20 protein-coding genes are annotated in these 22,743 nt (G+C 54.1%); 14 read left to right on the forward strand and 6 right to left on the reverse strand.

From position 1 onward, the window contains the following. Positions 1 to 127 precede the first annotated feature (127 nt). From ACI7RC_RS19895 to ACI7RC_RS19910, 4 genes are read left to right on the forward strand one after another with little or no spacing between them, the layout of a single operon-like run. Positions 128 to 1,075 carry a branched-chain amino acid ABC transporter permease gene (locus tag ACI7RC_RS19895; RefSeq protein ID WP_408109949.1) on the forward strand — a complete coding sequence of 316 codons (948 nt, stop codon included), beginning with the start codon at positions 128 to 130 and terminating at the stop codon, positions 1,073 to 1,075. Positions 1,076 to 1,084: 9 nt separating this feature from the next. Next, positions 1,085 to 2,362: a branched-chain amino acid ABC transporter permease gene (locus ACI7RC_RS19900; protein ID WP_408109950.1), complete on the forward strand. Its 1,278-nt coding sequence runs from the start codon at positions 1,085 to 1,087 to the stop codon at positions 2,360 to 2,362. An 18-nt stretch (positions 2,363 to 2,380) separates the two neighbouring features. After that, a complete protein-coding gene (locus ACI7RC_RS19905) occupies positions 2,381 to 3,157 on the forward strand; it encodes an ABC transporter ATP-binding protein (protein ID WP_408109951.1) in 777 nt (258 codons plus the stop codon). A gap of 16 nt (positions 3,158 to 3,173) precedes the next feature. Further along, positions 3,174 to 3,881, forward strand: coding sequence for an ABC transporter ATP-binding protein (locus ACI7RC_RS19910; protein ID WP_408109952.1), 708 nt, complete (start codon positions 3,174 to 3,176; stop codon positions 3,879 to 3,881). A 67-nt stretch (positions 3,882 to 3,948) separates the two neighbouring features. On the opposite strand, the gene ACI7RC_RS19915 is transcribed toward ACI7RC_RS19910, so the two are convergent. Both ACI7RC_RS19915 and ACI7RC_RS19920 read right to left on the reverse strand, forming a co-directional pair. Continuing rightward, positions 3,949 to 4,698, reverse strand: coding sequence for a polysaccharide deacetylase family protein (locus ACI7RC_RS19915; RefSeq protein WP_408109953.1), 750 nt, complete (start codon positions 4,696 to 4,698; stop codon positions 3,949 to 3,951). 78 nt (positions 4,699 to 4,776) lie between these two features. After that, on the reverse strand, positions 4,777 to 5,319 hold the full coding sequence (locus ACI7RC_RS19920; RefSeq protein WP_408109954.1) for a pyridoxamine 5'-phosphate oxidase family protein: 543 nt from the start codon (positions 5,317 to 5,319) through the stop codon (positions 4,777 to 4,779). Between the two features lie 117 nt (positions 5,320 to 5,436). Between ACI7RC_RS19920 and pdxR the strand changes: the two genes are divergently transcribed. Then, positions 5,437 to 6,888, forward strand: coding sequence for a MocR-like pyridoxine biosynthesis transcription factor PdxR (gene pdxR, locus ACI7RC_RS19925; RefSeq protein ID WP_408109955.1), 1,452 nt, complete (start codon positions 5,437 to 5,439; stop codon positions 6,886 to 6,888). A gap of 36 nt (positions 6,889 to 6,924) precedes the next feature. Here the strand turns inward: pdxR and ACI7RC_RS19930 are convergent, their stop codons facing one another. After that, entirely contained in the window at positions 6,925 to 7,695 is a 771-nt protein-coding gene (locus ACI7RC_RS19930) for a hypothetical protein (protein WP_408109956.1), read from the reverse strand. 175 nt (positions 7,696 to 7,870) lie between these two features. Here ACI7RC_RS19930 and ACI7RC_RS19935 point away from each other — a divergent pair, with 175 nt between their 5' ends. Continuing rightward, entirely contained in the window at positions 7,871 to 8,632 is a 762-nt protein-coding gene (locus tag ACI7RC_RS19935) for a gluconate 2-dehydrogenase subunit 3 family protein (protein ID WP_408109957.1), read from the forward strand. An 18-nt stretch (positions 8,633 to 8,650) separates the two neighbouring features. Further along, positions 8,651 to 10,366 carry a GMC family oxidoreductase gene (locus ACI7RC_RS19940; RefSeq protein ID WP_408109958.1) on the forward strand — a complete coding sequence of 572 codons (1,716 nt, stop codon included), beginning with the start codon at positions 8,651 to 8,653 and terminating at the stop codon, positions 10,364 to 10,366. 51 nt (positions 10,367 to 10,417) lie between these two features. Here the strand turns inward: ACI7RC_RS19940 and ACI7RC_RS19945 are convergent, their stop codons facing one another. The 3 genes from ACI7RC_RS19945 to ACI7RC_RS19955 form a co-directional block, all read right to left on the reverse strand. After that, a complete protein-coding gene (locus ACI7RC_RS19945; RefSeq protein ID WP_408109959.1) occupies positions 10,418 to 11,647 on the reverse strand; it encodes a branched-chain amino acid ABC transporter substrate-binding protein in 1,230 nt (409 codons plus the stop codon). 147 nt (positions 11,648 to 11,794) lie between these two features. Continuing rightward, positions 11,795 to 13,207, reverse strand: a complete 1,413-nt coding sequence (locus ACI7RC_RS19950) for a HAMP domain-containing sensor histidine kinase (protein WP_408109960.1) — start codon at positions 13,205 to 13,207, stop codon at positions 11,795 to 11,797. Then, complete coding sequence (locus tag ACI7RC_RS19955) at positions 13,204 to 13,914, reverse strand: response regulator transcription factor (RefSeq protein WP_408109961.1); 711 nt, start codon at positions 13,912 to 13,914, stop codon at positions 13,204 to 13,206. Before ACI7RC_RS19955 ends, ACI7RC_RS19950 begins: the two co-directional genes overlap by 4 nt. Positions 13,915 to 14,128: 214 nt before the next feature. Here ACI7RC_RS19955 and ACI7RC_RS19960 point away from each other — a divergent pair, with 214 nt between their 5' ends. The 7 genes from ACI7RC_RS19960 to ACI7RC_RS19990 form a co-directional block, all read left to right on the forward strand. Next, a complete protein-coding gene (locus ACI7RC_RS19960; RefSeq protein WP_408109962.1) occupies positions 14,129 to 15,169 on the forward strand; it encodes a DUF3048 domain-containing protein in 1,041 nt (346 codons plus the stop codon). Positions 15,170 to 15,277: 108 nt separating this feature from the next. Beyond that, positions 15,278 to 15,568: a YerC/YecD family TrpR-related protein gene (locus tag ACI7RC_RS19965; protein WP_408109963.1), complete on the forward strand. Its 291-nt coding sequence runs from the start codon at positions 15,278 to 15,280 to the stop codon at positions 15,566 to 15,568. 23 nt (positions 15,569 to 15,591) lie between these two features. After that, positions 15,592 to 16,281, forward strand: a complete 690-nt coding sequence (gene pcrB, locus ACI7RC_RS19970; protein WP_408109964.1) for a heptaprenylglyceryl phosphate synthase — start codon at positions 15,592 to 15,594, stop codon at positions 16,279 to 16,281. Positions 16,282 to 16,445: 164 nt separating this feature from the next. Next, positions 16,446 to 18,728 carry a DNA helicase PcrA gene (gene pcrA / locus ACI7RC_RS19975; protein WP_408109965.1) on the forward strand — a complete coding sequence of 761 codons (2,283 nt, stop codon included), beginning with the start codon at positions 16,446 to 16,448 and terminating at the stop codon, positions 18,726 to 18,728. A 26-nt stretch (positions 18,729 to 18,754) separates the two neighbouring features. Then, positions 18,755 to 20,776 carry an NAD-dependent DNA ligase LigA gene (gene ligA, locus ACI7RC_RS19980; protein WP_408109966.1) on the forward strand — a complete coding sequence of 674 codons (2,022 nt, stop codon included), beginning with the start codon at positions 18,755 to 18,757 and terminating at the stop codon, positions 20,774 to 20,776. Between the two features lie 38 nt (positions 20,777 to 20,814). Then, positions 20,815 to 21,708, forward strand: a complete 894-nt coding sequence (locus ACI7RC_RS19985; RefSeq protein WP_408109967.1) for a WD40/YVTN/BNR-like repeat-containing protein — start codon at positions 20,815 to 20,817, stop codon at positions 21,706 to 21,708. 34 nt (positions 21,709 to 21,742) lie between these two features. After that, positions 21,743 to 22,743 (forward strand): CamS family sex pheromone protein (locus ACI7RC_RS19990; RefSeq protein ID WP_408109968.1); only part of this gene is annotated, 1,001 nt, incomplete at its 3' end.

A 22,743-nucleotide genomic window follows, 5' to 3' on the forward strand; every position in this document is an offset into this window, starting at 1 on the left:
TACTTCAATGAAAGCTTTAGCTTAGCCTCATCCATTTGGGGGCGACACGCCGGGTGTTCGCCCCTTCTTTTTGGAGATAGGATGGACTTGCCATACAAGTTAACAAAGGAGCGAGGGGGAACAAACAATGCTTAGCATGCTGCCACAAGTGTTGATTGACGGGCTAACCCTTGGTTTTATGTATGCCGTTGTTGCATTGGGCTATACGATGGTTTACGGGATTTTGGAATTTATCAACTTTGCCCACGGGGAAATTTTTATGGTGGGTGCGTTTGTCGGTACGGAAGTTCTGCTGATTACGGATTCACTCGGAGCATTGGAGGGAATGAATCCATTCGTCGCTTTCTTTATCACTCTGATCATATCGATGGCGATTACCGGCCTGTTGGGTATTACGATCGAACGTATAGCCTATCGGCCGCTCCGCAATGCTCCCAGGCTCGTTCCACTCATTTCCGCAATTGGTGTTTCCTTTTTGCTGCAGGACCTTGTCCGGTTTACGGAAGCGATCGCACGCAACGCATTTATTCTGAACGGTCCACAATTATTTACCGGGAAATTTGACATAGGGTTCGCACAAATCCCTTCAAAGTCGATCGTGATCATCGTCATCGCGATCGCAATGATGATTTGTTTAAGCTTATTTATTGGCAAGTCGAAGTGGGGAATCGCCATGCGGGCCGTTTCGCAGGACCAATCGACGGCTTCGCTGATGACTATAAACGTAGACAAAGTAATTATGCTTACCTTTCTGATCGGCTCCAGTCTCGGTGGTGCCACCGGTGTTCTGTTCGCGCAAAACTACGGTTCGATTGACCCGTTCATCGGCTTTATTCTCGGGATGAAAGCTTTTACGGCTGCCGTTTTGGGCGGTATCGGAAACATCAAGGGGGCGATGTTTGGCGGGGTTGTCATCGGGCTGATCGAGTCGCTTGCCGGCGCCTATATGGGACAGCTGACAAACGGCGCCTTCGGTGCGGAGTATAAAGACGTGATTGCGTTTTCGATTTTGATTCTCGTGCTTCTGTTCAAACCGGAAGGCCTGTTTGGCGAAGCGGTAAAAGAGAAAGTGTAGGTGAGGAAAATGGCAAAGTTACTGGGGAAAGGCTTGTTGAAGGATCGGAAAATTCCGCTGTGGTTTACGATCGTTTGGGTCATCGCTTTTTCGATCGCCCTAAAAGTAATGGATCAGTCGGTTATCGCTTTTATGGGTGTGCTGTTTTCCATCATCTTCGTATACTATACCGATTCGCCCAAATGGATGCGATTAGTGCTCGGCGGTGCGATCCTGCTGCTGATCATCCCGCTGGTAGCCGGAGATAACCGCTACTACATGGAGGTTGCTTCACAGGTAGGGATATATGTGGCGATGGCGCTCGGCCTCAATATCGTCGTCGGATTTGCCGGACTGCTCGACCTCGGCTATGTCGCCTTCTTTGCCGCCGGCGCTTACGCTTACGGGATTTTTGCGACGGCACAGGCGAATAACTTCATCGCGGGAAACCTGTTTCCGCTCAGCGGCGAATGGTTTTGGCCGTTTTTGATCGTCGGTCTGCTCGTCGCTGCCTTGTTTGGAATCTTGCTGGGTTTGCCCGTGCTGCGGGTCAAAGGGGACTACCTGGCGATCGTAACGCTGGGCTTCGGAGAGATTATCCGAATCGTCTTCAACAACCTCGACAAGCCCGTCAACATTACAAACGGGCCGCAGGGACTTACCCCGATCGCTTCGCCGGAGCTGTTCGGCGTCGCGCTTAACAAGCCGTTTTACTTCTACTTTATCGTCTTGTTCTGTATCGCGCTGATCGTGCTGGCAAACGTCCGCTTTGAGCACTCCCGGTTGGGCCGGGCCTGGATCGCGATCAGAGAGGACGAACTGGCCGCCCAGTCGATGGGGATTTCCCTTTTGCACACGAAGCTGGCCGCCTTTGCCACCGGCGCCTCTTTTGCCGGGGTGGTCGGAGTCATTTTCGCAGCCAAGCAGACATTTATCGATCCTACCTCTTTTACGCTGATGGAGTCGTTTTCGATCCTCGTCATGGTCATCCTCGGCGGAATGGGCAGCATTCCCGGGGTCGTCCTCGGGGCTGCATTCGTCACCGTTCTGCAAGTCCAGTTATTAAAGGAGTTCTCCAATTTCCTGCATTCGCTGCAAGCAGCGGGGGTCATCAACCTGCCAAGTCAGTTGGATCCGTCCAAGTTCCAACGGCTTATCTTTGGTCTCCTGCTGGTACTCGTCGCCTTGTTCCGTCCGAATGGGCTCATCCCGGCGAAGCGGAATAAAAACGACATTGACGCTATCAAGAACAGCCCGTATGCCAAAGAAAAGCTTGGGATCTTGTCCAGAAGCGCAAGCGAGAAATAAGCCAGGGGAGGAATCAAAATGGCGATACTGGAAGCGAACGGCTTGACCAAACGGTTTGGCGGTCTGGTCGCAAATGAAGATGTGACGGTAAAGATTGAAGACGGTTCGATTACGGCTGTCATCGGCCCCAACGGAGCGGGGAAGACGACGTTTTTCAATATGATTACGGGCTTTTATGAGCCGGATGAAGGAGAAATTCTGTTTGACGGCAAGAGCATCAAAGGACTGCGGCCTGATAAAATCGCCGGGCGCGGGATTACCCGCACGTTTCAAAATATTCGCCTGTTTAAACAGATGACAGCGCTGGAGAATGTCATGGTGGGCGTCCATAGCCGTTTGTCGGCCGGGATATTGGGTATATTGTTCAATGTAAAACGGGTGCGGCAGGAGGAAGAGCGCTCCCGGGTGGAAGCCTATCAACTGCTTGAGTACGTAGGCATTGCCGATGTGGCGAACGAAGCTGCAGGAAGCCTTCCCTACGGGATTCAGCGCCGTCTGGAGATCGCCCGGGCGCTCGCCACCAATCCCAAAATCATTCTGCTCGACGAACCGGCGGCCGGCATGAACCCGAGGGAAACCGTTGAAATGACGGAGTTTATCCGTAAGCTCCGCAATGAACTCGGCCTGACGATCATCCTGATCGAGCACGACATGAAGCTCGTCATGGGACTGAGCGAGTACATCCACGTTCTGGATTACGGCCGTAAAATTGCGGAAGGCACACCTGACGAAATTCGCAATAATCAACGAGTGATCGAAGCATACCTCGGCAAGAGCACTTCGGAAGCGTCGTAAGAGGGGGGGAAAAGCGATGGCACTGTTAGAATTGCAAAATGTACACACCTATTACGGCGGGATCCACGCTCTAAAAGGGCTGAGCATAAAAGTAGAGCCGGGGGAGATCGTTACCTTGATCGGCTCGAACGGAGCCGGCAAGTCCACCACCCTCAAAACGATTTGCGCCCAAGCGCGTGCCCGCGAAGGAAAGGTGCTGTTTAACGGCAAGGAGATCACCCAATTAAAAACCCACGAAATTGCCGCCTCGGGGATCGCGCATGTTCCGGAAGGGCGCCGGATTTTTCCGAAGCTGACCGTAAAGGAAAACCTGGAGATGGGCGCTTTCGGGGTGAAGGATAAAAAAGTCATTGAGGAAGGCTTTGAGCTTGCTTTTCACTACTTCCCCCGGCTGAAAGAGAGGGTCAACCAGAAGGGCGGAACGATGTCCGGAGGCGAACAGCAGATGCTGGCGATCGCCCGCGGGTTGATGATGCGGCCGAAAATTCTGATGCTGGACGAACCTTCGATGGGTTTGGCGCCCATTTTGGTCGAACAAATTTTCCACATCATCACCGAGATGAACCAGGAAGGAATGACGATCCTGCTGGTCGAACAAAACGCCAATCAGGCGCTTTCGGTGGCAAATCGGGGCTATGTCATTCAAACGGGAGAAATTATCCTGCAGGAAGAAGCGAAGGCGTTACTCTCAAATCCTCAGGTACGGGAAGCTTATCTGGCATAATCGACAGGAAAAACCGATGAATCCGGCGTGGTTCATCGGTTTTTTAGGCGGCACAAGGGCTGTCTGCTCAATTGTCCACTTTTAGATTGCTGCGCAGCTGCAGCAAATCAGATACCGTAACAAAGGTGTAGCCTCTTTGCGTCAACTCGGGCAGGATCTGTTCCAGTGCCTTGATCGTTTGTTCCCGATTGCCGCCGTGATCGTGAAACAGCACGATATCACCTCTTCGCGCGTTCTTCAGCACTTTGTTCACAATTCGCTTGACCCCTGGATTTCTCCAGTCGCGCGTATCCTGATGCCATGACCACATCACAACCAGGTAATCAAGTTCTTTGGCGCTGTTGATAATCGTTTCATTGTAGATGCCGCCGGGGGGACGGAAGAGGAGCGGACGACGTTTGGTCGCTTTGACAATGGCGTCTTCGGCCAGTTTTATCTCATTTTTGATGGAGTCTGGCGTCATCCGCGTGAAGTATTTATGGTTATAGGTATGGTTGGCGACTTCATGCCCCTCCATTATTTCCCGCCGCACCAGCTCCGGGTACTTGTTCACACGCGAGCCGACGACAAAAAATGTCGCCTTCGCATCGTACTTCTTCAGTAGATCCAACATTCGCGGCGTATATGCGGGATTGGGCCCATCATCGAATGTAAGGGCGATCACCTTTTGGTTTGTCGGCACCTCCCAGACGGCTTCTCCGCGCTCTTCGAAGTACTTGCGGTTTTTTTCCCGCGTATAGCCCGTCTGTGCCCCGAGGGAGAAGAGGATAGCCAAAACAGTGATAGTAAGTATTGCCTTGCGGGAGAATAAATTCATGCCTGCCTCCTTCACGAAAGAGGGAACTCATCGTCCTTTCGTTTCGTTTAGTATTGGGAAGGAGGCAATTTTCATTCGTCAGGATTGACGCAAGTCCTGCTTTTGTGTGCGGCCCGGATAAAACAGCTTGCCCTCTTTCAACGGATTCTCTTTTGCCGTTATTGTATCCGTTTGAATCCGGAACACGGTGACCCCCAAATCTCGTGATGAACGATAGGTTTTGACGTGATGTTTGGCCAAGGGCGATTCAAAGTAGCCTGGGACGTATTTGTTCAACATCTGCTGCAGGACGTCAGTCGCTTCATCCAGATCCGTCAGTCGCTCTACTCTGCCTGTCACGATGACGCTCATAAAGGCCGTGTCGGTATCGCCCGGAACCGGGTCAGCTAACGTACCGAATTCTTCGCTGACGGTGAAACTGACCTGCGGATGCCGGTGCATGCAATCACTCTTTTTTCCGCTGTCAGTACCGTGGAAGTAGATGGAGTCCCTCCACCAGATAAAATTAAGCGGGATGACGTAAGGGTACTCACCGTCGTATAATCCAAGGTGACCGATCCGGGCATTTTGGAGAAACTGTTGAATTTTTTCCTGTTCAAGCGTTTGGCGTTTAAACGTCATGGGTATCCTTCTCCTTGTTCTCATTTCTCATTTTGTTCCCTATCATAAAAGAATTCTGACACGGGGAAAAGGGTCAGATTTGCTCGCTATAATCAGGTCAGATGGAGCGTGAACACCATGCTGGAAATGATCCCAAGAATCGAAGAGACCGGCAGCCAGCCGATGTACCTGCAGCTGTACGAACACATAAAAAAGGAGATCGTAACAGGCAAGATACCTGCCCATACCCGCCTGCCGTCTGTCCGTCAGTTGACCAGATCCCTGCATGTCAGCAAGACGACAATCGAATTGGCCTATCACCAGCTGGTTGCCGAAGGATATATAGAGAGCCGGGAGAGAAGCGGGTTTTTCGCTGTGCCTCTCGAGGGAGTTTTGACGGCAAAAACAGCGGAAGCCACGGTCGAGACGCAAGCAGATAAGCGCAGACATTCGCCAGCGGGGCTTGGAGAGATTCGTTTTAATTTTCACACATCCAAAATCGACATGAAGAGCTTCCCTGTAAACGTTTGGCGCAGGCTCAGCAATCAAGCTTTGGCTGCGGAATTGCTGGAGGAATACTCCTACGGGTCTCGCCAGGGGGAGTGGGGCCTGCGCAAAGCGATCGCCGACTACCTGCACCATTCCCGCGGGGTATCGTGTGTTCCGGAACAAATCATCATCGGCGCAGGAACGCAGACCGTACTCGGCATCCTCTGCCAGGTGTTGAAAAAAAGCGGTCCGAAGGTAGCGGTGGAAGATCCCGGGTATGTAGGGGCGCGTTTTGTCTTTGAACGGAACGGATTTTCTATCTGTCCAATCGCATTGGAAGCGGATGGGTTAAACCTTGATGAACTGCAGAAAAGCGGCGCCGGGATGGTGTATGTGACGCCGTCCCACCAGTATCCGTACGGCATGGTCATGCCGATCGCCAAAAGGCTAAAACTGCTGCAGTGGGCTTTTGAGAGCGGAGGCTTGATCGTTGAGGATGATTACGACGGGGAGTTTCGCTATCATGGCAAGCCGATCCCTTCACTGCAGGGGTTGGCCGGAAGCGACGGAAATGTCGTGTACGTCGGGACTTTTTCCAAGTCTCTGCTGCCTTCTTTGCGGGTCAGCTACATGGTGGTTCCCGCTCATTTGTTGGAAGAATTTCGGCACCACCTGATGTACTGCGAACAGACAGTCTCTAAAATTCACCAGAAGACACTGCAGCTGTTCATGGAGACCGGAGAATGGGAACGGCACCTGCGCAGGATGCGCAAGCTGTACCAACGTAAACACGATATTCTGCTGCAAGAGGTAAAGCGCCGCTTTGGAGACAGCGTGCGCATTTTAGGGACTGACGCCGGTCTGCACATCATGCTGGAGATAGCCTCACCAACTCCGGCAGATGAACTGGTACAGCTCGCCAGGCAGCAGGGCATCCACGTTGAGTCGACCTGGAAAAGCTGGCTCAGCCGCAGATACGAAACCCTGCCCCCGCAAATCCTTCTGGGATTTGGCGGGATGAAGAGCGAAGAGATCGCAGAGGGGATACAGCTGCTGGAACAAGTATGGCGCCCGCTGATCAAACACCACCAAGCAAGATAAAAGGAACTGCCCATCGCCAGGCAGTTCCTTTGCTTTTTACTTCTTCGCCGATCTCATGATGGTCGAAAGATCTCTGGAGATCTCGGCATGGGAGGCGGAGCCGGATTTCAGCTTTGCTTTGATTCGGTCAATCGCTTGGATGGCGGAGCGATCCGTTACAGTCATGACTCGCACATCTGAGCCGAAGAGGGAATGAATGTGCTCACGGGCCGCTGACAGGTTGTCGTGATCGACTGCTTTGGAGGTTCCTTTTGTGCCTAATCCCGGATCGGTGCTGCTCCTAGCCCCTTTTCCTGATTCCCCCGCCGTAGGGTTCAATAGTTTATGCTGCATCGGATCATAGCGATGGGCGGAGATCTGCTTTTGATCCTGGGCCAGGATTACTGTGTCATCGAGGACGAGCACTTTGATCCCGTCAATGCCTTCAGAATGAAGCCTGGATTGGATATGGGAAGAGACACCGCCTTCGTGCAGGCCGGAACTGCCAATTCTGCCGTAGACGCCTGTGCCCATTCCGCTGAAGTTGTGGCCGTGCCGGTTGGTCGTTTCTGTCTTGACGCCAAATTCACTGGGTATGACGCCGGCATCCTGTCTGTTGACAGGTTTGCCGTAGTGGTTCCCGGGAAGAGCTGGTCCTCCTGGCGCGGCCGGCGTTCCTGGTGCTCCCGGTGCAGCCGGTGCTGTCCGGACATGTGGAGCACCTGTAATCGATTTTGTTCCTGCCGGGGGCTGTGCGGCGTTATGAGTATAGCAGCCGGAGATCAACATAATGGAACAGAGTGAAGGAATCGCGCGAGGTGTACCCATTTTGCTTTCATTGCATTACCTCCAACTTTTAGGTTAGCATCTCGCTATTATCGTTCCCTTCCTTTTATCTTGTATCGATGGTTTTTTTTGGAGTAACTTTTTCTCTTTTGGACAAGATAAAAGCAATGTTGCCACTGAATTCCTTTTTTCCAGCTAAATCAGGAGGTGGGCGAATATGCCGGATCAAGATCAAGTAGAACAAAACGATCAACAACCAGTTTCAAGGAGAAATTTCCTGAAGAATACGGGGTATGCCCTCGGAGGATTGATAGTTGGCGGTGTGGTCGGGAGTCTTGTCCGTACGAACCCGCAAGCGCCAGCTCCTGCGCCCGCACCTGGGGCAGCGCCGGCCGCGCAGGACTACAATCAGGCCTTGATGTACTTTACCCAGGAGCAATTTAAGATCGTCGATGCGGCGACCGAGCGGATTTTTCCCAAAGATGAGAACGGTCCTGGTGCCAGTGAGTTGGGAGTCGCTTTCTTTATCGACCACCAGCTGGCCGGGGAATGGGGATTTAACTCCCGAGAGTACATGCAGCCGCCTTTTTATAAGGGAGAAAAAGTGCAAGGATACCAGGGGCGCCTGAGACGGAGGGAAATTTTCGATATCGGCCTGCGCGAAATGCAGAATTACAGCATGAGCAAGTATCAGAAAAAATTTGAAGAGCTGGCCCCGGAGGAACAGGATGGTGTGCTGACGGCCTTTGAAAAGGATGAGGTCAAGTTGACGACCATCTCTCCAAGCGGTTTTTTCAATATGCTTCGCAGCAGTACGCTTGAGGGCGTATACGCGGATCCGCTGTATGGCGGCAACAAAAACATGGCTGGCTGGCAAATGAAAAACTTCCCGGGAAATCAAATGTCTTATGCCAATATCATTGACAAGGGTTTCCAGAAAATACCGCCCGTAAGCTTGCGAGAACATCTTACACACTAGAGTCGATGAGGTGAGAACATGGCAAAGAAGTTGCCAAAGGTAGACGTCGTAGTGATCGGAGTCGGTTGGGGCGGCGGAATCATCGCTTCCGAACTGACGAAGCAAGGGCTGCATGTAGTTGGCCTGGAGCGGGGAAAGGAACGGAAAACGGAAGACTATTACATGGTGCATGACGAACTTCGCTACGCTTTGCGTTACGAACTCATGCAGGATCTGTCGAAGGAAACCGTTACGTTCCGCAGCAATGAGAAAGTCCGGGCCCTGCCGATGCGGCAGTATGGCTCCTTTTTGCTCGGTGACAATTTGGGTGGATCAGGCGTCCATTGGAACGGCCATACGTTTCGCTTTTTGCCCTACGACTTTCAGATCAGGACCAAGACGCTGGAGAGGTACGGGAAGAACAAGATTCCCGCGGATATGACGATTCAGGACTGGGGCATCACCTATGACGAGCTGGAGCCCTACTACGACAAATTTGAGAAAACCTGCGGCATCTCCGGCGAAGAAAATCCCCTCGGCGGCAAACGCTCCGACAAGTACCCTACCCCGCCGATGAAAATGTCTCCGCAGCTCGTCATGTTTCGGGATGTAACGAAAAAGATGAACCTTCATCCGTACGCCCTGCCTTCGGCCAATCTCTCAGAGCCGTATACCAATCCTGACGGAATCGCGCGTGCGGCTTGCCAGTACTGCGGATTCTGCGAGCGGTTTGGCTGCGAATACGGGGCGAAGGCGGATCCCGTCGTCACGGTCATTCCCGTCGCAATGAAAAGCGGGAAGTTTGAACTGCGGACCCACTCCAATGTGAGGAGGATCCTGCACTCCGGCAACAAGGCGACAGGTGTTTTGTACATCGATACGACGACCGGCGAAGAGATCGAACAGCCTGCGGATGTCGTCGTGCTGACCAGCTACGTGTTCAACAACGCGAGGATCTTGCTGATGTCCAAGCTGGGCAAGCCGTACGATGCCGCCAGCGGTACCGGGGTGATCGGCAAAAACTACGCATATCAGGTGCTGAAAGGGAATGCCTCGGGCTTTTTCGAAAACAAGGAATTCAACAATTTTGCCGGTGCCGGAGCGCTTGCCATGTGCTTGGATGACTACAACGGCGACAACTTCGATCACTCCGACCTGAAATTCATCCACGGCGCCAACATCAGCATCTCCAATTTCGGTTCAAGGCCGATCCAGAACAACCCGGTGCCCCAGGGGACGCCGGGATGGGGTAAAGACTTCAAAGCCGCTTCGCTAAAGTACTACAATCGCACCTTGTCAGTCGGGGCACAGGGAGCGTGCATGCCATTTCGACATCACTACCTCGACCTTGACCCAACCTATAAGGACAGCTTCGGCGACCCGCTGATCCGGCTTACCTTTGACTTCGAAGACCAAGACCGCGAGCTGGCCCGTTACCTGGTAGGCAGATGCGAAGAGATCATGAAGGAGATGGGCGCCGATACGGTGGTGGCGAATAAGGAGCTGGGCCCCTACGATATCGTTCCGTATCAATCGACGCACAACACGGGCGGCGTCATCATGGGGGCTGACCCGGCTACCTCTGCCGTAAACAGTTACCTGCAAATGTGGGATGCGGAAAACGTCTTTGTGGTAGGCGCTTCCGCCTTTCCCCACAACAGCGGCTACAACCCTACCGACACAGTCGGAGCGCTGGCGTACCGGGCGGCGGAGGGCATCCTCAAATATTCGAAGAAGGGCGGCATGCTCGTTTAAGCGAAAAAAGCTGTTGAGACAGGTACTCTCAACAGCTTTTTTCCGTTGTCTTCAGTTTGCGGCTTCCCCGATAAATTCGGCTTTTTCCTTGCCGAACTTATAGATGTAGACTTTGGAGAATGTATTGTCGCCTTTTTCGTCGAACGAGACCTGCGTGAAGAAGCCTTTAAAATCTTTGGTGGCCCGCACCTTCTCCAGCACCTGCTCTTTGGTCGGCTTTTTGCCGGCATTTTCCTTGATAGCAGCTTCCAGTCCGTTCAGAATGACCAAGGCGGCGTCATAGGCAAAGGCGGAAAAAGCGCCTGGCTCTTTGCCGAACGTCGTCTTGTATTTCTCTACCCACTGCCTGCCCTCATCAGTGGCGCGGACGTCCCCGACAACGGTAGCGTAGATGATCCCCTCTGCCGCATCTCCGGCGATCTTGTACATGTCATTGGATTCTAACCCTTCACCGCCCATGATCTTGCCGGTGAAACCTCTCTCTTTTGCCGACCGGGCGATCAACCCCGCTTCGTTGTACATGCCGCCGTAAAAGACGAGGTCGGGCTTTTTGGCGACGATCTGGTTGACGATCGCGCTGTAATCCTTCTCCCCGGCCGTTATTCCTTCATAGCCCAGCTCTTCTACGCCAAGGTCGCGAAACGCCTTGCGCACTTCGTCGACAAGCCCCTGTCCATAGGCGGTTTTGTCGTGGACGAGGAAGACATTTTTCGCTCCCAACTGGTCTTTTGCGTATTTGGCGGCGGCTGGAGCGATCTGATCATTGCGGGCGACCAGTCGGTTTACGCTTTTTCTGTGGTTCTCTGTCAGTTCAACCCCGGTGTTCGCAGGGGAGACCATGGTGACTTGTCCCGCTTCATACTTTGCGGAGGAAGGAATCGCCACGCCGGTGTTGTAGTGGCCCACGACGGCGAAGACATCGGGATCGGCGATCAACATTTCCGCATTGACTACGCCCTGCTTGGGGTCTGCCTGATCGTCCTGAGGAAAGAGCTGGAGCTCGAAGCCCATGCTTTTAAACGCTTCGGCGTTCTCTTTTATGGCCAGCTCGGCTCCCAGCTTGATCGCCTCTCCTTCAAGTGATTGCGGCCCTGAGAGGGGGCTCTGGGTTGCGATCTTGATTACGTTCGAGCCGCCGGCTGGCGCTGGCGCGGCTGGCGCTTCTTTTCCGCCGTTTGCCGCCGGTTGGCCGGGCTGGCTGCCGGTACCGGAACTGCAGCCGGCGAGCAGCGAACCGGCGAGAAGAAATGTGGACAACAGCAAGGCAACACCTTTTCTCATTTAGATAGAACCCCCTTGAGTAGATGAAATTATGCCACTATTCATAAACATAGCAATTTGGACATTATTCGTCAATCTCAATGAAAATGGCTTGTCCATAAAATAAAAACCCGCCTCTTTCAAGCGCGAGGCGGGTTGCCATGGTTGTCAATCCGATTTGTGTTCAGGTTTGACCGGCAGATGCACGATAAACCAGACGCCGGGGGCCATGTTGCGGGCTTCTATGGTTCCGCCGTGCGCTTCGATGACGGCTCGGGCGATCGCCAGCCCAAGCCCGTGTTTGCCGCCCTTTCCCTTGCGAAAGCGCTGGAACAAATGCGGCAGCAGGGCCTCTTCAATCGGCGGTCCGTCATTTCCCAGCATCAACTGGATATCATTGCCCTTCTGTCTGCCCTGGATGATACATTCGCTCTTGGCGTAGCGAAGCTGGTTTTCGATGATATTTTGAAACGCTGTGGAGAGCTGTTCGCCATCCCCTTCCGTCGGCAGCAGTGCGGGCAGATCGATCCGCCATTCGATTTGCGGCTGCAAGACGCTCAGGCGCTGCTTGAGGAGCGGAAACAGTTCACTCAGATTGAGCGGAGTCGCCTGCAGCATCTGGGCCACCGACTCGATCTTCGTCAAATAGAGGAGCTGCCCCACGACGTTCTCCAGCCTGCGGCTTTCGTCCATGATCACCTGCAGCCCTTTTTCTGCCTGCGGGCCTTGAAATACCCCTTCAAGCAATCCCTGGGCGTACCCTTGGATCGCCATGATCGGCGTCTTCAATTCATGTGAGATGTTTTGCACGAAATGACGCTGTGATTCGTCGTACTCCTTCAAGTGGTCCTGCATCGTCTCAAACGATCGGGCGAGCTGTCCGATCTCGTCTCCCCGATCCATTTTCAGCGGAGTGTCGAACTGTCGGCTGGCAATTTTATGGCACCACTCCTGCAGCCGCTGAATGGGACTGGTCAGGTAGCGGCTGAACCAGACGGCAAGGAGCCAGCTAACCAGCAGCAAAACGGCGAAAACCAGCAAGAACTGGCGCGTCAGAATCGAATTGATCTGGTTCAGCTCCCGCTCTTTGGAGTAGAGCACCAGGTAGTAGGGGAACCCGTGGTAATCCATCAGCTTGCTGACGAACAAATACGTTTCCTGGCCTCTTGGCAGCGTTCCGTGCTGTACCTTGTCCTTCGGATAGTGTGCCGCCAAGCGGTACAACTCCTGGGCGTCATCGCTGGGAAGCTGCTCGGTCATGCGGGCCCCCAGCGGTTTGCCGTTCGCGGCGAAGACGATCATGTCGAACGAGTAGTCGTAATTGGAGAGAAGCAGCTGCAAAAACAGCGGTGCGCTGGCCGGGACCGGAAGAAGCTCGTGATTTTCCGTAAAGGTGATGTGGCCGGACAGATTGTCAAACTCCTCCTCCAGCAGAGAGAAGGTATTGTCGACCAGGTAATGCTTGACGGCAAACGGATAGAGAATCCCGACGCCTGCCCCCAGGACAGTGGTCAACAGCATGAACAGGATCAGGATTTGCCGGGAGAGCGGCCAGTCTTTCAAGCGTTTGGTCAGTTTCATTTCACTGTCATCCGGTACCCAAAGCCGTACACGGTTTCAAGCGGGAAGCCGGGCAGCTTTTTGCGTATGCGCTTCACAAGATCGTCGACGGCCCGGTCCGAACCGACGTAGTCGTCTCCCCAGACAGCGGCCAGGATCTGCTCCCGGTGCAAAGCCTGCCCCTGGTTGTGAAGAAAATAGGCGATCATGTCAAACTCCTTGGTCGTCAGCTCGATCGGCTGCTCTCCCTCCTTGACTATTCGTCCTTTTTCCGAGACCAGGTAAGGGCCCGCCTGAATCCAGTCCTGATACTGGGGTGCGGCGAGCGCAGTCATCGGAGGGACTCCCTTTTCATAGGAACGCTGCAGGAGCTTCTGTACGCGGATGACCAGTTCGCGCGGCAGAAAGGGCTTTGCCAGGTAGTCATCGCTGCCGAGCTCCAAGCCGATGATTTTGTCTATGTCTTGATCGCGGGCAGAAATAAAGATAATCGGCACGTCAGACTTGCTGCGGATTTGGCGAAGCAGCTCATAACCGTCGATATCCGGCAGCATAATATCAAGAATCCACAGATGCGGAGTATCTATGTCAAGGACTTGCAAGACTTCTTCGCCCGTTTGAAAGGTCTTCACCTGGTAGCCGGCATTTTGCAAATAGGATTTAAGCAGCTCCAGTAAATTTTCTTCGTCGTCTACGAGGTAGACAAGATAGGGTTTAGGGGCGCTCATCGCCGATTCCTCCCTTGTATGCGATCCGTATTGAAACGGTTCCTTCTTTATTTTAGGATTTTCTTTTTAGATTAGCAAAGCAGTATGGCAAGCTGATAACACAAATGTGGGAAAGCTGTGTAAGGAAGGATTTCATGTAACGATGCAGAAAACAAACAAGACCATTCGGCGTGCTCGCTTTTTGGACAACGATGCGAAGGGAGAGAATATATTTGTGAGACTTCTTACATCTTTGACGACGATGTTGGTTCTCGGCGTGTTGATCGCAGGCTGCGGCCGGGAGACTGCTGTTCAGCCCAAACCGGAGCCTGCCCCGCCCGTGGATGAGCCGGTTGGCCAAGATACGGCGTATCCGTATACGGCGCCGTTTACCGGACTGGGATCAAAGGAAAAACTGGACGGACGCCGGCCGATCATGGTCATGATCAACAACCAGACCCAAGCGAGGCCGCAGTCGGGACTGGACAAGGCGGATATCGTCTATGAAATCCTGGCCGAAGGGGAGATCACCCGGTTTGAGGCCATCTACCAGAGCCAAAAACCGCAGGTGATCGGCCCGGTGCGGAGTATCCGGCCGTATTACATAAAGATAGGTGAAGGATTCGACGCGGTCATGGTTCACGTGGGAGGAAGCGAGGAGGCACTTGCGACGCTGGCCGGCCCTAATTACGCGGATCTCGATGAAATCGCCAACTCCAAGTATTTTTGGCGAGAGAGTTTCCGCAAACCGCCTCACAACGTCTACACGGATTTGGATAAAATCAACCAGGCGATAGAAGCCAAAGGGTTTCGGACGACCTCTGAGCTGCCTCACTTTCCATTCCTTCCCGCAGACGCCAAAATAACCGAAGGAAGCCCCGCGACGGACATATCAGTAAAGTTTCACTCGCTGTATTCGGCCAGCTACAAATACGACGAGGAAAAAGGTCGTTATCTCCGCTTTTCCGACGGCAAGCCGCACATGGATCTGACGACGAATGAACAGCTTGCAGTGACAAATCTGCTGGTTATATCGTCTAAACATCGGGTCATTGACAGTGAAGGGCGGCGCACCGTGGATGTGACCGGTCCTGGGGATGGCTATTTGTTCCAGCAGGGGAAGGCCCGCAGCGTCAAGTGGAAGCGCAGCGGCGGCGTGATCCGGGCGTATACGGATGCGACGTACAGCGAAGAGGTGCCGCTTTTGCCTGGCAACACATGGGTTAACTTCGTGCCAGATTCTCCCGGCTTACAGACCGCAGTTCAATTCCAATAAGCGCTTGTAATGCACTACCTTTTGCCCTAAGATAAAGAGGTAAGCAGGGCTTTAACGCGTAAAAATTTCACAGTGGAAAATTGAACGGGTTCATGATGAGGTGATCTCATGCAATTGGAAAAGTTAAAAGGAAAAGGGATTGACCAACTGTTTGAAGCGGTTTTGGCACTGAAAACGATAGAGGAATGCTACAGTTTTTTTGATGATCTGTGCACGATTAACGAGATGCAATCGCTGGCCCAGCGGCTGGAGGTTGCCCGGATGCTCCGCAAAGGCTTTACGTACAACCAGATCGAAGCGGAAACAGGCGCGAGCACGGCGACAATCTCGCGGGTCAAACGCTGCCTCAATTACGGCAATAACGGGTATGAGCTCGCCTTGGAGCGAATCGGCAGATAATTTTGGTTTGGAGGCAGCAGACTGTGATTGATTACAGCACTTGGCGTCATGTATTTAAGCTCGATCCGGATAAGCCGCACAGTGACGGCGATTTGGAAGCGATTTGCGAATCGGGAACGGATGCGGTCATCGTCGGCGGCACGCTGGGGGTGACCTACGACAATACGCTCGACCTGATGGCCCGGATTCGCCGCTTTTCCGTACCTGCCGTCCTGGAAGTATCCAACCTGTCGGCGGTTGTCCCCGGATTTGACGGATACTTCATTCCGCTTGTGCTCAACGCCGGCGACCCGGATTGGTTTTTGGCGCCCCATGTGGCCGGTTTGACTGAGTATGGGGCGTACATCCACTGGGAGGAGATCGTGGCGGAAGGGTATCTCATCCTCAATCCGGAAGCCTCGGCCGCCTGCTTGACCAAGGCCCGGACGGTCTCGGGTCCGTCGGAAGCGGCAGCCTATGCCCAGGCTGCCGTAAAGCTGCTTCGCCTCCCGGTTTTTTACGTGGAGTACAGCGGGGCGTACGGAGACCCTGAAGTGGTTCGCGCCTGCCGGGCGGGGGCTCAGGGGGCACACGTGTTTTACGGCGGGGGGATTCGCACTCCCGAACAAGCCCGTGAAATGGCGCAAATCGCCGATACAGTGGTGGTCGGCAATATCATTTACGAGGACCTGAAAGCGGCGCTGGCGACCGTTTCCGCTGTCAAGCAGCAGTGAACCGCCGCTATCCGGGCGCATCATGCAGACAAGAGCAGGCGTAGTGCAGGAGAAAACTCCTTGCGCTACGTTTTTTCGTCTGGCCGCCCAAACATAAAACTGGCACGAGAAGCTATTCTATGACACAATAGGAACATATGCACGTGGGAAAGGTGGCTTTACCGATGTCTGAACAAACTCAAATTCTTACAGGGCTGAACCCGCAGCAATCAGAGGCAACCCTGACGACCGAAGGGCCGGTGCTGATCCTGGCTGGTGCGGGCAGCGGAAAAACGCGGGTGCTGACTCAGCGGATTGCCTATTTGGTAGGGCAGAAAAGGGTGGCTCCCTGGAGTATTCTGGCCATTACCTTTACGAACAAGGCGGCGCGGGAGATGAAGGAGAGGGTCGCCCGGATCGTTGGCAGGGAAGCGGAGGACATTTGGATTTCCACTTTCCACTCGTTGTGTGTACGGATCTTGCGGCGGGACATCGACCGTCTTGACATCAGCCGCAGCTTTACCATATTGGACGCGGGAGACCAGCTGACGGTCGTCAAGCAGTGCCTGAAAGAGTTGAATCTGGATACGAAAAAATTTGAGCCCAGGGCAGTCCTGGCGATGATCAGCGGAGCGAAGAACGAACTGATCGACCATGTCCAATTCGCAAAGAACGCGGGAGACTACTTTCAGCAAGCGGCTGCCAAGGTCTACGAGCTGTATCAGAAAAAGCTGAAAAACAACCAGTCGCTCGACTTTGACGACTTGATCATGACGACCATCCGGCTGTTTAAAGAAGTGCCCGACGTGCTGGAGTATTATCAGAAAAAGTTTCGCTACATCCATGTAGACGAATATCAGGACACCAACCGGGCGCAGTACGTCCTGATCTCCATGCTGGCGGAGAAACACCGGAACATCTGCTGTGTGGGCGACGCCGACCAGAGCATATACAAATGGCGGGGCGCCGATATTTCCATCATCCTTAACTTTGAGAAAGACTATCCGGAGGCAAAGGTTGTCAAACTGGAGCAAAACTACCGGTCGACCAAGACGATCCTTCAGGCAGCCAACGGCGTCATTGCCAACAATCGCATGCGCAAGGAAAAGAAGCTGTGGACAGATAATCCGCAGGGCGATAAGATCTATGTCTACAACGGCGATTCGGAGCACGATGAGGCGTACTTTATCGTCGAGACGATCAAGCAGCAGCTCGCCGAGTTCAAGCGCTACGACCAGTTTGCGATCCTCTACCGCACCAACGCGCAGTCACGGGTGTTGGAGGAAGTGCTGATCAAATCCAATATCCCCTACTCGATCATCGGCGGCACCAAGTTCTACGACCGCAAAGAGATCAAGGACATTTTGGCTTACCTCCGGTTGATTTCCAATCCGGATGACGATATTAGTCTGGAGCGGATCATCAACGTGCCAAAGCGGGGAATCGGCGACAGCACAGTGGAAAAGCTGCAGGCGTATGCGGCGGCCCACGGCGTCTCCCTGTATCGGGCGATTCAGGATGTCGGCTATCTGGGGCTCTCGGCACGAATGACCGGGGCGATCAGCGCCTTTGCCGAAATGATTGATAATCTGGTCAAAATGGTGGATTATTTAAGCGTGACAGAGTTGGTTGAAGAGGTGCTCACGCGAACCGGGTACCGCGAATCGCTCAAAGAAGAGAAGACGCTGGAAGCGGCGGCCCGGCTGGAAAATATCGACGAATTTCTGTCCGTCACCCAGGAGTTTGAACGGAAGAGCGAAGACCGCAGCCTGCTCGCTTTCCTGACTGACCTGGCGCTGATTGCCGACATCGATTCGCTGGATGACGAGGACGAAGCCGACCTGGGTTCGGCAGAGGGGCAGGTCGTCCTGATGACCCTGCACAGCGCCAAGGGGTTGGAGTTTCCGGTGGTGTTCCTGGTGGGACTGGAAGAAGGCGTCTTTCCCCACAGCCGTTCCCTGTTTGACGACGATGAGATGGAGGAAGAACGGCGGCTGGCCTACGTCGGCATTACCCGTGCGGAGCGGCGCCTGTACCTGACGCGGGCGTATTCGCGGACGCTGTTTGGCCGCACCAACAGCAATCCCCCGTCCCGTTTTCTCTCCGAGATCCCGCAGGAACTGCTGGAAGGAGATGCGCCTGGCGAGGAAATGAGATGGAACAGGCAGGGATACGGCACCCGCAGCGGCGAGCCGCGGGTGTTCGCGGGCGGAAGCGGAAGAAACGCGGCGGCGGCTGCCAAAGGCCCGGTCCGCTTCGAGCAGGCAGTCGGCAAGCTGCCGCAGCACGGCGCCGCAGCTGGCGTCGACTGGAAGGCGGGCGACAAGGTCAAGCACGGAAAGTGGGGAATCGGCACCGTCGTCAGCGTGAAGGGGAGCGGCGATAGCCTGGAATTGGATATTGCCTTTTCCAGCCCGGTTGGTGTAAAAAAATTACTGGCTAAATTCGCCCCGATCGAGAAGGCGTAAGCCCGGGGCAAAAGAGGTGTAGAACGATGGAGCGATTGGCGGCAGAACAACGGATTGAGGAGCTTCGGAAACAAATTAACCACCATAACCGTCTGTATCATATAGAGGACCGCCCGGAAATTACGGACCAGGAGTACGACGTCCTGATGCGCGAGCTGCAAACGCTCGAAGACCTGTTTCCCGATATGGTGACGCCCGATTCGCCGACGCAGCGGGTGGGCGGAGCACCGCTGGCGGCGTTTGAAAAGGTCGTGCACAAGACGCCGATGCTCAGTCTCGCCAATGCGTTTGGCGAGGCGGATCTGCGCGATTTTGACCGGCGCGTGAGGCAAACGCTGGGCCGGGACGAGGTGAGCTACGTCTGCGAATTGAAAATCGACGGTTTGGCCGTATCGCTTCAATACGAAAACGGCTATTTTATCCAAGGCTCCACTCGCGGTGACGGACAGACGGGCGAGGACATCACCCAAAATCTGAGGACGATCCGCTCCATTCCGCTCCGCTTGACCCGCCCTGTGACGCTGGAAGTGCGCGGGGAAGCGTTCATGCCGAAGCGGGCGTTCGAAAAGCTGAACAAGGAAAGGGAAGCACAGGGAGAAGCGCTGTTTGCCAATCCGCGCAATTCGGCGGCCGGTTCCCTGCGGCAGCTCGATCCGAAGATCGCCGCCTCCCGCTCGCTCGACACGTTTATCTACGGCCTGGGCGAGCTGGAAGGAGAGACGGTTGAATCGCACAGCCAGGCCCTGGAGCTGATGGGCTCGCTCGGTTTTAAAATAAATCCGGAGTGGCGTGTCTTTACCAGCATAGATGACGTCATAACATTTGTAGAGGGATGGGTGGAGAAGCGTCCACACCTGCCCTACGAAATCGATGGAATGGTTATAAAAGTGGACCGTTATGCCGATCAGCGGGCACTTGGCTTTACGGCCAAGAGTCCCCGCTGGGCAATTGCGTACAAATTTCCTGCCGAAGAGGCCGTGACCAGGCTTGTGGGAATCGAGATCAGTGTCGGGCGGACGGGTGTGGTCACCCCGACCGCACTGCTAGATCCGGTCGGCATCGCGGGAACGACCGTCAAACGTGCTTCCTTGCACAACGAAGATATCATCCGCGAAAAAGGCCTCTTGATCGGTGATTCCGTCATCGTGCGGAAAGCGGGCGACATCATCCCGGAGATCGTCGCAGTGCTGCCCGATCGTCGCAAGGGAGATGAACAGCCCTTCCACATGCCGACCCATTGTCCGGAGTGCGGCAGTGAACTGGTGCGGCTGGATGAAGAAGTCGCACTGCGCTGCATCAATCCGGACTGTCCGGCATTGATCCGTGAGGGCATGATCCACTTCGTCTCACGTTTGGCGATGAACATCGAGGGTTTGGGTGAAAAAGTCGTCTCCCAGTTGTTTGCCAAGGGCTTGATCGGCAGTGTGGCTGATATCTACTACCTGAAAGAGCGGCGTGAGGAATTGATCGGCCTGGAGCGCATGGGCGAGAAGTCGGTAGATAATCTGCTGGACGCGATCGAAGCGAGCAAGCAAAACTCTCTCGAGAGGCTGCTGTTCGGTTTGGGCATCCGCCTGGTCGGATCCAAGGCAGCCCGCGTGTTGGCTGAGCACTTTGGCAGTCTGGACAGACTCATGCAGGCGACACAGGAAGAACTGATGGCAATTGATGAAATTGGACCCAAGATGGCGGAAAGCATCGTCGCTTACTTTTCGCTGCCGCAGGTGGGCGATTTGATCAAGCGGCTGGAAGCGGCCGGTGTCAATACCTTGTACAAGGGCGTTCGACTGGCAGAGGCAGCCGACCTTCCTTTCTCCGGAAAAACAGTCGTCTTAACCGGCACCTTGGCGACATTGACCCGTCAAGAAGCGGAGGAGAAGATTACTTCTATGGGCGGAAAAGTGACGGGAAGCGTGAGCGCCAAGACGGATCTGGTGATCGCCGGGGAGAAGGCTGGATCAAAATTGGAAAAGGCCCAGAAATTGGGTGTTGCGGTACTGGACGAAGCGGGCTTCCTGGAACTCTTGAAGCAAATGACGGCTCACTAAACAAGAAAGAGAGCATTTGTCAAAGGGATGTGAGGGGTATGAAGAGGAGAACTGTCTTGCCGGGCATACTGGCAGGGATTATCATTGGACTTGCGGTTGCCGGCTGCGGCACGCAGACGAGCGGAACGGTGCGGGAACTGCCGCCGGTACAGGCGGCTTTGGTACAGGGCGATTTGACGTATCAGGACGTACTGGAAAAAGGCGGCTTTCTGCAGTTCGCTGCCAAGTCACCGGACGCCTCCCGCATTTGGTTGGGCACCCATTCCGGACTTTACGCGTCTGCGAACGACAAGTTATGGGTTTTGAGTTCGCCTGATGTCGGAGAAGATGACGTGGCGGGCTTGTTCATTGATCCTGCTGATCCCCGACGGATATTCATCGGCGGACAGGGAATATGCAAATTCTCTTCAGACGGCGGACAGACGTGGAAAACAATCGATCAGGGCTTGCCCAAAGGGGCAAATATCCGCAGCTTTGCCGGAATCCGTCAGAAGGAAAAGGTGGAGTTGTACGCGTACGTAGCCGAAGATGGAATCTACCAGTTTACAGATGGCGGGCAAAAGTGGGAAAAGTGGCTTTCGATTGATCAGGAAGTCTACGCCATGGCTTTTCATCCCGCCCAGCAGCGCTTGTATCTGGTGACGCAGTCAGGCTTGTTGTCCGTAGGGGAAGAGCCCTTGCGGAGCGAACCGGTTCCGGATGTGAAGCAGGTCTATTCGCTTGCGATCGACAGCCAGGATGACGCCCTTTACCTGTCTACAGACATAGGAGTACTCATCCAAAATGGCAGTGATTGGACACCACATACAGCGAAGGCGCCCGAGCAGTTTGTCCTGCTGGGGCCCGGTTTCGGATCCGATAAAATCGTCGCTGTAGGAGAATCGGCTGCCCTTTATACCCTCACAAAAGGTAAATGGAGAAAGTGGGAATAAGCCCTGTTTTTCGAAGTTTAAAGGAGCATTTGAGATGAAACGATTAGGAAGTAAAATGTTCTTGATTGGTGCGGTGATTTCTTTGGCGCTAACCGCGTCGGCCTGTTCGCTGCTGCCGGGCCAAAAAGAAGAGGCGCCTGCGACTCCTTCTGTCTCGGCAGATGTTAAGGTAAGCGAAAACTACTACACTGGTATCGTCCCATACCAACAAAATCAAACCCGCGGAATGTTCTCCCGCCTCTCCAGCAGCAGAGCTGACTTTGGCCATCAGGAAATGGGCTTGATGGAAATTGCCCAGCAAACCTTTTCGCCAAGTCAGTACTTCTTCCAGGAAGGGCAAAAAATCTCTCGGGATCAGGTGAAAAAATGGCTTTCTTCCGCTAGTGAGAATCCGGAGGGACTCAATCCCGACAAAGGGCCGAATTTGCTTGTTCACGTCCTGGAACACGATTACCTGGACATGTCGCAGAAGCAGTTGGCCGGGATTGTGCTGGGATTGGCCCTCTCGCCCGTGTACAAGGATGCGTCGGACAAAGAGCAGCAGTATACGACAGATCAGCTTCGGGCCAAAGGTGAGCAAATGGCCAGCCGCATTGTCCAAAAGGTGAGAGCAGATAACCCGCAAATCCCGATGGTCATTGCCTTGTATCAAGTGGCCGACCGCAATTCGACCCTCGTGCCGGGCCGATTTATCCTCTCGGGAACGGTAAACGCAGGGGAGAGCTCTGTGTCCAAGTGGCAGCCGATCGATGAGGCGTACTACCTCTTCCCCAGCTCACAGGTTGAAAACGACTATTCGCAGATATCCCTGCAGTACGACAAGCTGATGAAGCAGCTCCAGTCCTTCTTTGGCGAGTACATCGGGGTTACCGGCTTTGGGCGGTTCATGAGCGGCCAATTGATCGAATTGACGATTACAGCGACGGCTGAATACGATTCCCGTACGGAGGTGCTGCAGTTTACGCAGTATGCGGCGGCACTGATCGATCAGCTCTTCGACAAAAAGGTCCACGTCAACCTCTACGTGCGAACGAC

Origin of the sequence: Brevibacillus sp. B_LB10_24 (genome assembly GCF_046036945.1) — a bacterium.
Lineage (GTDB): Bacteria > Bacillota > Bacilli > Brevibacillales > Brevibacillaceae > Brevibacillus_C.